General features: G+C 71.9%; 8 protein-coding genes. 1 reads left to right on the top strand and 7 read right to left on the bottom strand.

The features are described 5' to 3' along the window. Positions 1-22 precede the first annotated feature (22 nt). From J2Y70_RS02535 to pmbA, 3 genes are all read right to left on the bottom strand, one after another. Complete coding sequence (locus J2Y70_RS02535) at positions 23-1,444, bottom strand: DUF1800 domain-containing protein (protein ID WP_309912859.1); 1,422 nt, start codon at positions 1,442-1,444, stop codon at positions 23-25. Positions 1,445-1,680: 236 nt separating this feature from the next. Continuing rightward, entirely contained in the window at positions 1,681-2,058 is a 378-nt protein-coding gene (locus J2Y70_RS02530) for a DUF4870 domain-containing protein (RefSeq protein ID WP_263397815.1), read from the bottom strand. 247 nt (positions 2,059-2,305) lie between these two features. After that, entirely contained in the window at positions 2,306-3,670 is a 1,365-nt protein-coding gene (pmbA, locus tag J2Y70_RS02525) for a metalloprotease PmbA (RefSeq protein ID WP_309912855.1), read from the bottom strand. 65 nt (positions 3,671-3,735) lie between these two features. On the opposite strand from pmbA, the gene yjgA reads away from it, so the two are divergent. Next, positions 3,736-4,341, top strand: coding sequence for a ribosome biogenesis factor YjgA (yjgA, locus tag J2Y70_RS02520; protein ID WP_309912852.1), 606 nt, complete (start codon positions 3,736-3,738; stop codon positions 4,339-4,341). Positions 4,342-4,488: 147 nt separating this feature from the next. On the opposite strand, the gene tldD is transcribed toward yjgA, so the two are convergent. From tldD to J2Y70_RS02500, 4 genes are all read right to left on the bottom strand, one after another. Then, a complete protein-coding gene (gene tldD / locus J2Y70_RS02515) occupies positions 4,489-5,931 on the bottom strand; it encodes a metalloprotease TldD (protein ID WP_309912850.1) in 1,443 nt (480 codons plus the stop codon). A 63-nt stretch (positions 5,932-5,994) separates the two neighbouring features. Beyond that, entirely contained in the window at positions 5,995-9,897 is a 3,903-nt protein-coding gene (locus tag J2Y70_RS02510; RefSeq protein WP_309912847.1) for a YhdP family protein, read from the bottom strand. Between the two features lie 124 nt (positions 9,898-10,021). Continuing rightward, positions 10,022-11,512 carry a ribonuclease G gene (gene rng / locus J2Y70_RS02505; protein ID WP_309912844.1) on the bottom strand — a complete coding sequence of 497 codons (1,491 nt, stop codon included), beginning with the start codon at positions 11,510-11,512 and terminating at the stop codon, positions 10,022-10,024. Beyond that, a complete protein-coding gene (locus J2Y70_RS02500; protein ID WP_309912840.1) occupies positions 11,512-12,078 on the bottom strand; it encodes a Maf family nucleotide pyrophosphatase in 567 nt (188 codons plus the stop codon). The genes rng and J2Y70_RS02500 overlap by 1 nt, the downstream gene beginning before the upstream one ends. Positions 12,079-12,159: the final 81 nt, after the last annotated feature.

The following is a 12,159-nucleotide window of genomic DNA, read 5'->3' as shown; positions in this document are numbered from 1 at the left end:
GCGATCGGTTGCGACGCGCCGCTCAGGCGCGCCATTGGAAGGCCGGGCTGGCCAGCAGCAAGGCCACGCCGTCGCGCGGCGATTCGGCGCGGCGCAGGGCACCGGTGGTGTCCTGGTCAAGACTGGTGGCGAACACGCTGCCGGCCAGGGCCAGCGGATCGGTCGGCGGTGCGAGGCCGGCCAACGCCTCGGCCGCCTGCACCCGTTTCCACAATGCATCCGGCCCGCTCCACTCGGCAGCCGCGTCGGCATAGCCGGCCGGCGAGCGCGGCGTGAACGGCGGTTGCCCCATCCGCGCCAGCAATGCGAGCACCTGCTTCTGCTGCGCCGGCGCCTGCGGCCATTCGCCGCCGGCGCGCAGCGCCGACAGCACGAAATCCTGCGGCTGCTTGAACTTGCGCGCATCCGCGCTCCACGCCTGCGCGCTGTCGATCAGCGCGCGGTACACACTGGGCAAGTGGCCGTCGCTGCGCAGCCAGGCGTCGGCCATGCGCTGCACCAGCGCCGGCGGCGGATCGTCGCGGACGAAATGCCGCGCCAGTTTCAGCGACACGTGGCGTGCGGTGGCCGGGTGCCGGGCCAGTGCGCCCAGGATCGCCTCGCCCTGTTCCAGCCCGCCTTCGGCGTAGCGCCGGCCCAGCAGGTGGCGGCTGCCGGCGGCATGCGCCGCCGCGCGGAACACGAAGGCGTGCTCGGGTACGCCCTGCTCGAAATCGCGCGGCGCCGGCACACCCCAGCCGGTGATCGCGCGCGCCAGTTCGGTGACGTCGGCCTGCGTGTAGCCGCCGTCCACGCCCAGCGTGTGCAATTCCAGGATCTCGCGCGCCAGGTTCTCGTTGAGGCCGGGACGGCGCGGCGGCGCCTCCAGGCCCTGCCGCGCCGCACGGCGCTGCGCGCGTTGCGCCAGCACCGAGTCGGGACCGATCGAGTTGGCGTTATCCAGGTAGCGCAGCATCGCCGGATGCCGCTCCACCGCCAGCAACAGGTCGGCGAAGCGGCCCATGCAATGCAGGCGGATCGCCTCGCGTTCCATCGGCGCGGCGTACAGCGCGGCCGCGCGCTTGTCGACCGACACCGCGAAATGGTTGGACCAGAAATGCACAAGGCGCTCGGCGAAGCCATCCGCGCTGGCCACCGCGACGGCGTAACGCGCCGCCAGTTCCTGCGCCTGCGCCTGCCGGTACAGGCCGCGCGCGGCCTGCTGCGCGGGCTTGGCATCGGCTGGCGCCTGCCTCCGCGCCAGACGCCGCTCGCGCTGGTAGGCGGCTTCGCGACGCAGGTACTCCAGGCTGTCGGGCAGGTCCCGCATCGCCGGGACGGCGGCAGGCAGCGGGCGCAACTGCGCGATCAGCCACGCGCGCGGATCGTCGATGGTCGCCAGTTCGCCGGGGCGTGCGCCCAGGCCGAAGCGGTTCGCGGCGCTCAGGGTTTCACGACGGATCATGCGGCGCTCCCGGTCGGTGTCGTCAATGCAAACGCGCGACGCCAGGCCAGGTTGACCTGCCGCCGCACATCTGCGGCAACGCCATGCACGGCCTTTACCGGTGCGTGCGGTGATGGACTTCGTGGCCGCCGTCGTCGCAGCCACGCCTGGACTCGGCCTGGAACCCTCGGCGCAGTTGCAGACGCCATAAAAAAGCCCGGCGAACGCCGGGCTTTTTTTGCGAAGCGGTGCCGCGCTTACTTGATCAGGCGCAGCGCGAACGGGTAGCGGTAGGCCACGCCTTCGTTGGCCTTGATCCCGGCCAGGATGCAGAACACCAGGTTCACCACCCACACCACCGGCATCAGCAGCCCGCCGATCACGATGATGCTGAGCACCACGCAGATCACGTAGCCGATGGCGACGGTGATCTGGAAGTTCAGGGCTTCCTTGGCCTGGTCGTTGAGGAACGACTTGGCCGGGTTGTCCTTGTTGATGAGCCAGATGATCAGCGGCACGATGAAGCCGGCGATGATGCCCGACAGATGGGTGATCAGTGCGACCGTGCGGTCTTCCTGCGGGCCAGCGGCGGCCGGCGGCGGCGGCGGGGCGGTCACATTGTCGAATTCGCTCATCGGTATTTTCCCTTCCTATGGTGGTGAGTGGGCAAGGCGCCTGGCGCGCCACTCTCGGCGGCCTGCGCAAGCCTGTCAAGCCGTCGCGGCGCGGACCGGCGCTGGCGTGGCCGCGCCGCCATGGCCAGGGACGGTCCGCGCCAGCAGGAACCGACCGTTCTGCGCTGCGCCGCTCCCTGTCCCCTGCTCTGCCCGCCGCCGCGTCGCGGCTGCCGATCCGGACTGGATGGCGGCGCCGCGCGCGGGGTCAGGAGTTGCCGGCCACCGTCATCTTGCCGACCAGCACCGCGCCGATGTGCACGTGCGAGCGCACGTCGATGTCGCGGCCGACCGCCTCGATGCGCTGGAACATCTCGCGCAGGTTGCCGGCGATGGTCACCTCGTCCACCGGGTAGGCGATGGCGCCGTTCTCGATCCAGAAGCCGCCGGCGCCGCGCGAATAGTCGCCGGTGACCGGGTTGACGCCGTTGCCCATCAGCTCGGTGACCAGCAGGCCGCGCGGGATGCCCGCCGCGATCGTGGCCAGGTCGTCGGCGTTGGCGGCGACCTGCAGGTTGTGCACGCCGCCGGCGTTGGCGGTAGTCTGCAGGCCCAGCTTGCGCGCCGAATAGCTGCCCAGCACGTAGCGCTGCAACACCCCGTCGGCGACCAGCGGCGCGGCGCGGGTGGCCACGCCCTCGGCGTCGAAGGCGGCCGAGCGCAGCCCGCGGCGCAGGTGCGGCAGTTCGTCGATCGCGAACCAGTCCGGGAACAGGCGGGTGCCGACGCTGTCGAGCAGGAAGCTGGCGCGGCGGTACAGGGCACCGCCGGACACCGCGCCGAGCAGGTGCCCGACCAGCGAACGCGCCATCTCCGGCGCGAACAGCACCGGCAGTTCGCCGGTCGGCAGCGAGCGCGGCTGCAACCGCGCCACGGTGCGCTCGGCGGCGCGGCGGCCGATCGCCGCCGGCTGCTCGAGATCCTCGCGCGCCAGCGCGCTGCTGTACCAGCCGTCGCGCTGCATGCCGTCGCCGTGGCCGGCGATCAGCGCGCAGCCGATCGAATGGTGGGTGCTGCGCTCGCGGCCGACGAAGCCGTGCGAGTTGGCGTACACCGACAGGCTCTCGCTGCTGCCGGCCGAGGCGCCGTCGGAGTTGGCCACGCGCGGGTCGGCGTCGCGGCCGGCGGCCTCGCAGGCCAGAGCCAGCTCGATCGCCTCCTCGGCCTCCAGCGCCCACGGATGCCAGCGGTCCAGCTCGGGCAGCTCGCGCGCCATCAGCGCCGCGTCGGCCAGCCCGGCGGCGACGTCGTCCTCGGTGTAGCGGGCGATCGCGCAGGCCTGGGCGACGGTCGCCTCGAGGCTGGATTCGTGCAGGTCGGCAGTGCTGGCGCTGCCCTTGCGCTGGCCGAAGTAGACGGTGACGCCGATGCCGCGGTCGCGGGTGGCCTCGACCGTTTCCACCGCGCCCAGGCGCACGTTGACGTCCAGCCCGCGGTCTTCGCTGCAGCTGACCTCGGCCTGGCTGGCGCCCAGCTCGCGCGCCCGCGCCAGCAGCCGCCCGGCGATGTCGGACAGGCGCTCCAGGCGTTCCAGGCTGTCGTCGCGGCGCAGTTCGGAAGTGATCGCGTTCAATGCTTTATCCTGTAGAGGTAACGGCTCCGCGCAACGCGGAGCGGAAAATTCGAATTGGAAAGACCATGCGCGGACGCGACGAAGACACCGGTGAATTCCGCGGCGACAGCCGCAGCCAGCAGCGCCGCGCGGCGCTGGAAGTGCTGACCCTGGGCGAGAAGCTGGTGGCGCTGACCCCGGCGCAGCTGGCCAAGCTGCCGGTGCCCGAGTCGCTGATCCCGCATATCGAGGAAAGCAAGCGCATCACCTCGCACATCGCGCACAAGCGGCAGCTGGCGTTCCTGGCCAAGCAGATGCGCCGCGAGGACGACGCGACCCTGGACGCGATCCGCGAGGCGATGGATGCCAACAGCGACGGCGCGCGCCGCGAAGTGGCGGCGATCCACCGGGTCGAGGACTGGCGCACGCGGCTGCTGGCCGACGGCGACGCCGCGCTGTCCGAGCTGCTCGCCGAATACCCCGAGGCCGACCGCCAGCGCCTGCGCCAGCTGATCCGCAACGCCAAGGAAGAGCGGCTGAAGAACAAGCCGCCGCATGCCTATCGGGAGTTGTTCCGGGAGTTGCGCGAACTGGTGCTGGGGGACTCGGGACTCGGGACCGGGGACTCGGGACTCGGAGAAGCGGACGACGAAAGCGACGATATCGACACCGAGGACGACACGCGCGACTGAGCCACGGCGGCGCCGGCCCCGCACTGTCGTGCACCCGCGACCGCCTCGGCACGCTGGGCGGCGATGCCGACCAAGCGCATCGGCATCGCCACAGCGGCCGCGCGCGGCTTTACCGAATCCCGAATCCCGAATCCCCACTCCCGGCGCCTACGCCGTCCCGCCCACGGTCAGCCCGTCGATCAGCAGCGATGGCTGGCCGACGCCGACCGGCACGCTCTGCCCGTCCTTGCCGCACACGCCGACGCCTTCGTCCAGGGCCAGGTCGTGGCCGATCATGCGCACCTTCTGCATGGTCTCCGGGCCGTTGCCGATCAGCGTGGCGCCTTTCACCGGCGCGGTGACCTTGCCGTCCTCGATCAGATAGGCCTCGGTCGCCGAAAACACGTACTTGCCGCTGGTGATGTCGACCTGGCCGCCGCCGAAATTGACCGCGTACAGGCCCTTCTTCACCGAACGGATCATTTCCTGCGGATCGTGTTGGCCGGCCAGCATGTAGGTGTTGGTCATGCGCGGCATCGGCAGGTGCGCGAACGATTCGCGGCGGCCGTTGCCGGTCGGCGCCACGCCCATCAGCCGCGCGTTCAGCGAATCCTGCATGTAGCCCACCAGCACCCCGTCCTCGATCAGCGTGGTGCAGTTGCTCGGCGTGCCCTCGTCGTCGACGTTGAGCGAGCCGCGGCGGCCCGCGAGGGTGCCGTCGTCGACGATGGTCACGCCCGGCGAGGCCACGCGCTGGCCGATGCGGCCGGCATAGACGCTGGTGCCCTTGCGCGCGAAATCGCCTTCCAGACCATGCCCGACCGCCTCGTGCAGCAGCACGCCGGGCCAGCCGGAACCCAGCACCACCGGCATCACCCCGGCCGGCGCCGGCACCGCCTCCAGGTTCACCAGCGCCTGGCGCAGCGCTTCCTTGGCGAAGGCTTCGGGCCGGCCATCGGCGAACAGCACCTCGTAGCCGTAGCGGCCGCCGCCGCCGGAATAGCCGGACTCGCGGCGCCCGTTCTGCTCGACGATCACCTGCACGTTCAGCCGCACCAGCGGGCGCACGTCGGCGGCGAGCACGCCGTCGCTGCGCGCCACCAGCACCGTGTCCACGCCGCCGGACAGGCCGACCATCACCTGCTGCACGCGCGGGTCGGCGGCGCGCAGGAACTGGTCCAGGCGCCGCAGCATCTCGACCTTGAGGTCGTTGCCCATGCCGTCCACCGGGTCCAGCGCCGGGTACAGCGCGCGCCCGTTGCCGCGCAGCAGCGACTGCGCCGGCTGCGCGCCGCCGTCGCGGGAAATCGCCCGCGCCGACTGCGCCGCGGCCAGCAGCGCGTCGCGGTGGATGTCGTCGGAATAGGCGAAGCCGGTCTTCTCGCCGGAGATCGCGCGCACGCCCACGCCCTGCTCGATGGAATGGGCGCCGTCCTTGACGATGCCGTCCTCCACGCTCCAGCTCTCGCGCCGCGAATGCTGGAAATACAGGTCGCCGAAGTCGATGCCGGGGCCGAGCAGCGTGCCGAAGGCGCGCTCCAGGCTGGTGGCGTCGAGGCCGGCGGGAAGCAACAGGCGGGTTTCGGCGAGGCTGAGGGCGTTTTCGGTCATGGGCTCAACATGGGGGACGGGGGCGCTCAGCGCAAGCGCGGGCGGCGCGGGACACGCGCCGATTCAGGGACTGCCGGAGGCGGCCGGCGGCGCCGGCGGGCGCGAGGCATCGCGCTCGATCACTTCCACTTTCGGATCCTTCCACGGGCCGGTGACGCGGTAGGTGCGCGCGCCGATCGCGCCCAGCGGCTTGCCCAGCACCGCGTTGGCGGCGGCGCCGACCGCCGCGCCGACCGGGCCGCCGGCGACCGCGCCGACCACGGTCAGCAGGTTGCCGGCCTTGGGATTGACGTCGATGGTCTGGTCGAACTGCTGCGCGCGCAGGTCGGCCTGCCCGCGCACCTTGATTTCCGCGGCGGGGCCGTCGATCAGCATCGACTCGCTGCGCGCCACGCCGTCGCCGAACTGCACCTGGCCGTCGATGCGGTTGAAGGCGAAGCCCTTGGAGAAGAAGTCGCGGAAATCGAACATCAGCCGGCGCGGCAGCTGCGCCACGCTCAGCAGGCCGAGCACGCGCCCGGCGCCAGGATTCAGTTCCAGCAGCTGGCCGTTGCGCGCGGCCACGTCGAGCTGGCCCTGCAGGGTCGCCAGCTGGAACCCGGCCGGATCGCCCGGCCAGGCGGCGCGCAGGCCCAGTGTGCCTTCGCCGCCGCGCAGCTGGCCGCCGAAATCCAGGTTCTGCATCAGCGCGCCCAGGTCCTGGCTGTCCACGCTGGCGATGAGCTGGGTGCGCGCGGTGGCGCCCTTGCCGCGCCAGTCGCCGCTGATGTCGATCTTCTGCTTGTCCGAGCGCAGGTGCAGCTGGTCCACGCGCATGCCGTCGATCAGCTTGCGGGTGCGCAGCGAGGCCGCGCCGAGCTGCATCGCACCGAAGCGCAGGTCGTCCACGTCCAGCGCCAGCGCCGGGATCTTGGCCGGGTCGAGCGTGCTGGTCAGCGGCCGCACGGCGGCCGCGGCCGCTGCGGGTGTCGCCGGGTCTGGCGTGACGCTGGCCGCAGGAGTCGCGGCCGCAGCCGGAGCAGAGGCCGCCGCCGCGCTCGGCGCCGCGCGCCAATGCACCCGCGCCAGGCGGCCGCCGAGCACGCCGGCCGGCTTGCTCGGCACGCTGAGTTCGCCGGCCAGCGCCGGCCCGTCCAGTTGCACCGCCACCGTGTCGGCCTGCGGCTGCAGGCGCAGGCGGGTGTTGTCGAACACGCCGCCGAGCAGCAGCAGATGGTCGGCGAGCACGTCGATCTGGCGCAGCGGCATCGGGTCAGCGGCACCTGGCGTGGCCGACGCGTCCGGATCCGGGCCGCTGACCAGGCCGATCCAGTCGATCGCGTTCAGCGAGGCGGTGCGCCCGCTCACGGTCAGGCCGTCGCCGGGCGGGTCGCCGACCACGTGGTCGCTGCCCATCACCACCTTGACCCCGGTCTTGCCGTTCTGGCTGCGCGCGACCAGCGCCATCAGCTTGCCGAAGGCCACCTCGATGCGCCCGGTGCCGACCGGCAGCGGCACGTTGACCGAGGTCGCCAGCGGCGCCGCCACGCCCTTGTCCATCGGCGCCGGCAACAGCAGTTGGGTGCCGACCAGGTCCGAATGCAGCTGCAGGCGGGTCGGCGGCTGCACCCCGCCATCGGCGGTCTTGGGCAGGCCGACGCCGATGTTCCAGCGCGAGCGGCCTTGCACGTAGGGCTTGAGCCAGGCCATTTCCGGCGCCCGGTCGAGCAGTTCGTCCGCGTCCACCGAGGCGCTCAGCGCCGCCTCGAACGCCTGTTGCGGATCGAGCACGCCATCGCCGGCGCGCAGCGCCAGTTCGCCGGCGTGGCCCTCGTGCAGCACCGCCAGCTGCGGCGCCTCGAAGCCGGTGTCGCGGTAGTCGGCGCTGCCGCGCATGTCGTCGAAGGCCACGTCCCAGCGGCGATCGGCGATGTGCGCGCCGAGCAGTTCGACCTTGCCGCGCAGGTGATGGCCGCCCACGTCGCGGCGCAACGGCTGCAGCAGGTCGAAGCTGACGTCGGCCGGACCGGACGCGCTGAGCGCGTCCAGGGTCTCGCCGTAGCGACGGCGCAGCGGGCTCTGCCGCAGCATCGCCAGCAGCTTGCCGGTCTCGGCGCGGCTGCTGGCCAGTACGCTGAGTTGGCCTTGCTTGTAGTCCGGCAGCACCGCCGACAGCCGGTCCACCGGCACCCCGCCCATCTCGCCGCGGCCATGCACCTCGAAGCCGTTGCCGATGAAGGCGACCTCGGCGTCCACCTTCTCCACCGCCGGCCATTCGCGCTGGAAACGGATCCTGGCGTCGTCCAGCCGCGCGGTGGCCTCGAAGCGGCCGTTGTGGTCGACGAACGGCCACTGGTCCAGATCGCCGGAGACCAGCGCACGGCCGCCGCGCAGGCGCCCGCCCTGCAGCGCGGCGTCCAGCCAGTCGGTGGCCGCCTTGCTCATCTTCGAATGCACCCAGAACTTCTTCGCCGCCGTCACCGGCGCGTCCTGCAGGTCGGCAGCCAGGTCGATCCACGGCCGCGAGCCGTCGGCCTGGAACCGCACCCCGCCGCGAAAATCGGCGCCGTAGTCGCTGCCCTGCACACGCAGCGCCGGGGTCGCCACGCGCAGATCGGCGCCGTCGCGGAACGCCACGATGCGCCCGGCCAGGCGCACCTCGTGGACCACGCCGAAACCGCTGGGCCAGTCGAAGCGCACCGGGCTGGCGGCGTCCAGCACCAGCTCCACGCCCTGCGCATCGCCATCGAAGCGGCCGCGCAGGCCGCTCACCCCGGGCGACTGCCCGACCGGCGCGAACGCCAGCTCGGTCAGCCGGCCCTGCCCATACAGCGGCCCGCCGGCGCTGCCGGTCAGCGCCACCTGGGTCAGTTGCAGCCGCGGCCTGGCCGCATGCAGCCAGGCGCGCAGGTTCGGCGCCAGGCCGTCGCTGAGCGCGGCCACCGCCAGCAGCGGCGCCGCGTCCAGGTGCTCGCCGAGCAGCGCGAAGCGGCGCCCGCCAGCCACGGTCAGCCCATCCAGGCGCTGTGTCGGCAGCCCGGCCTGGCCGATCTGCAGCCGCGGCGCATCCAGCCGCCAGCCGCCGTCGATCTGCCGCCAGCGCGCGGTGGCGCGCAGCGTGGTGAACGCGGTCTGCGGCCGCGCACCGCCGGCGGCCAGCGCCGCGCCGCTCAGGCGCAGGTCGCGCAGCGTGGCCTCGACGCTGACCCCGACGATCCGGTGCCGCTGCAGCTGCGCCCAGCCCTGCACCGCACCGGCGCCGCCTTCGACGCGGACCCCGGCGGCGTGCAGCAAGCCCGACCAACCGCCCAGTTCGGCCGCGCGCGCGGCCACGTAGGCCTGGCCGGTGCCGCGCCGGCGGTCCATGTCCAGCACCGCGGTCAGCGGCGCCTGCTTCAGGTCGATCCAGCCCTGCGCGCCGACGCGCAGGCGGTCGCCGTCCACGCGCAGGCGCAGGTCGATCTTCGGCAACTGCGCATCCAGGCCCAGGTCAGGCGCATGCACCGCCAGGCGGCCGTCGATGACCTGCAATTCGCCCAGGCCCTGCAGCGCGTCCAGCGGATCGCCGGCCGGCGCGGTCGGCAGGCCCTGCACTGACCAGGTGCCGTCGGCGCCGCGCAGCAGGGTCAGCGCCAGCCCGCGCAGGCGCAGTTCGGTGAAGGAACGGCCCGGCAGCAGGCCGGCGTACATCGACACCAGCACCTCGGCCTGGCCGATGCGCACCCCGTCGCCGGCGCCGATGCGCAGGCCGTCCAGGCGCAGCAGCGGCCCGCGCCGGGTCCAGGCGGTCTCGACCCGGTCGAACTGGACTGGTCGCCCCGCGCGCTCGCTGAGCCAGGCCTGGATCCGCTGCGGGTGCCGCTCCACGAACGGCAACGCCTGGCTCAGCGCCCCCACCAGCAACGCCACGCACACCAACCCGATCGCCACCGCGTAGAACGCGAAACGGCGGGCCAGGCGCAGGCGGCGGCGCAGGGGGGTGGGCATCAGGGGCCGGGATTGGGCATTCGGGATCGGGGATTCGCAAACGCCAACGCGATGCGCGCGGACAGCAACCGGTTGCGATCAAGCCGCTCAACCAATCCCCAATCCCCAATCCCCAATCCCGGCTTCACAACAACACCACGTCGAACTGCTCCTGCAGGTATTGCTCGTCGGCCTGGAAACGGATGCTCTTGCCGAGGAATTCCTCCAGCTCGGCCACCGCCGAGGACTCCTCGTCGGTGATCCGCGCCACCACCTTGGTCGAGGCGATCACCAGCAGCCGCGCCGCGTCGAACTGGCGCACCGCGCGGGTGATCTCGCGGAAGATCTCGTAGGTGACGGTCTCGGCGGTCTTGATCGAGCCGCGTCCGCTGCATTCCGGGCACGGCTCGGACAGCTGCCGCTCCAGGCTCTCGACCGTGCGCTTGCGGGTCATCTCCACCAGCCCCAGCGGCGAGAACTCGTACACCGTGGTCTTGGCGTGGTCGCGCGACAGCGCCTTCTCCAGCGTGCGCAGCACCTGGCGGCGATGCTCGGCATCGTCCATGTCGATGAAGTCGATGATGATGATGCCGCCCAGGTTGCGCAGCCGCAGCTGCCGCGCCACCGCCTGCGCTGCTTCCAGGTTGGTGCGGAACACCGTTTCCTCGAGGTTGCGCTGGCCCAGGAACGAGCCGGTGTTGACGTCGATGGTGGTCATCGCCTCGGTCTGGTCGATGACCAGGTAGCCGCCGGACTTCAACGGCACCTGCTTGTCCAGCGCGCGCGCGATCTCGTCCTCCACGCCGTACAGGTCGAAGATCGGGCGGTCGCCGGTGTACAGCTCCAGGCGCTCGGCCAGCACCGGCATGTACTTGGCGACGAAGGCCTGCAGGCGCTCGAAGGTCTCGTGCGAATCGACCTTGACCTTCTCCACGTCCTTGCGGATCAGGTCGCGCACCGCGCGCAGCGGCAGGCTCAGGTCCTCGTAGATGATGCTGGCCGGCGCGCCTTCGCGGCCGCGCCGTTCAACCACGTTCCAGACCCGCGACAGGTAGGCGATGTCCTCGGCCAGCGCTTCGGCCGGCTGGCCCTCGGCGTTGGTGCGGATGATGTAGCCGAAGCCGCCATGGCTGGCGGCCAGGTCGGCGACCAGGGTCTTCAGGCGCAGCCGCTCGGCCTCGTCCTCGATCCGCGCCGACACCCCGATCACCCGCGACTGCGGCAGCAGCACCAGGTAGCGCGAAGGGATGCTGATCTGCGTGGTCAGCCGTGCGCCCTTGCTGCCGATCGGGTCCTTGACCACCTGCACCACGATGTCCTGGCCGTCGCGCAGCAGCTCCACGATCGGCGCGCCCGACGCCACCGGCAACGGCGGCGCCTCGTCGGTGTCGCCGTTGGCCACCGGCGCCGGCCGCACCACGTCGTTGGCGTGCAGGAACGCCGCGCGTTCCAGCCCGACCTCGACGAACGCGGCCTGCATGCCCGGCATCACCCGTTGCACCCGGCCCTTGTAGATGTTGCCCACCACCCCGCGGCGCCAACCGCGTTCGATGTGCAGTTCCTGCAGCATGCCGTTCTCGATGACGGCCACCCGGGTCTCGCGTGGTGTGACGTTGACCAGGATCTCTTGCGACATCAAAGCACTCCGAAGGCGTGCAGCAGGTGGGAAGTTTGGTGCAGAGGCAGGCCCATCACCCCGGAATAGCTGCCGTCCAGACGGCTGACGAAGCGCTCGGCGCCGCCCTGGATCGCGTAGGCGCCTGCGCGCCCCATCGGTTCGCCGCTGGCCACGTAGTCGGCGATGTCCTGCGCCGACAGGACCGCGAAACTGACCGCGGTCGGCACCAGCAGCACCTCCTCGCGCGCCGCGCCGACCAACGCCACCGCGGTCATCGCCTGATGCGTGCGCCCGGACAGCGCAGCGAGCATCGCCGCCGCGTCGTCGGCGTCGGCCGGCTTGCCGAACACGCGATCGTCCAGCACCACCTCGGTGTCGGCGCCGAGCACCAGCGCATCCGCCGTGGCGCCGAGCTGCGCCATGCCGGCGCGCGCCTTGTCCAGCGCCACCCGGCGCACGTAGGCCTGCGCCGGTTCGCCGGCCGCGCGCACTTCCGGCACCTCCAGATCGAGGATCCGGAACGGTACGCCCAGGCGCGTCAGCAGTTCGTTTCTGCGGGGGGAACGGGAAGCGAGATACAGCATGGCGGAAGGATAACCCGGCACGCCTGACTGAACGATCGCTAATTCCGGCACCATGGATGCGACCCCGGCACGCATCACGAC

It is taken from the genome of Xanthomonas sp. 1678, assembly GCF_031455575.1.
Taxonomy (GTDB): domain Bacteria; phylum Pseudomonadota; class Gammaproteobacteria; order Xanthomonadales; family Xanthomonadaceae; genus Xanthomonas_A.
This window is presented reverse-complemented; position numbering and strand designations above follow the sequence as displayed.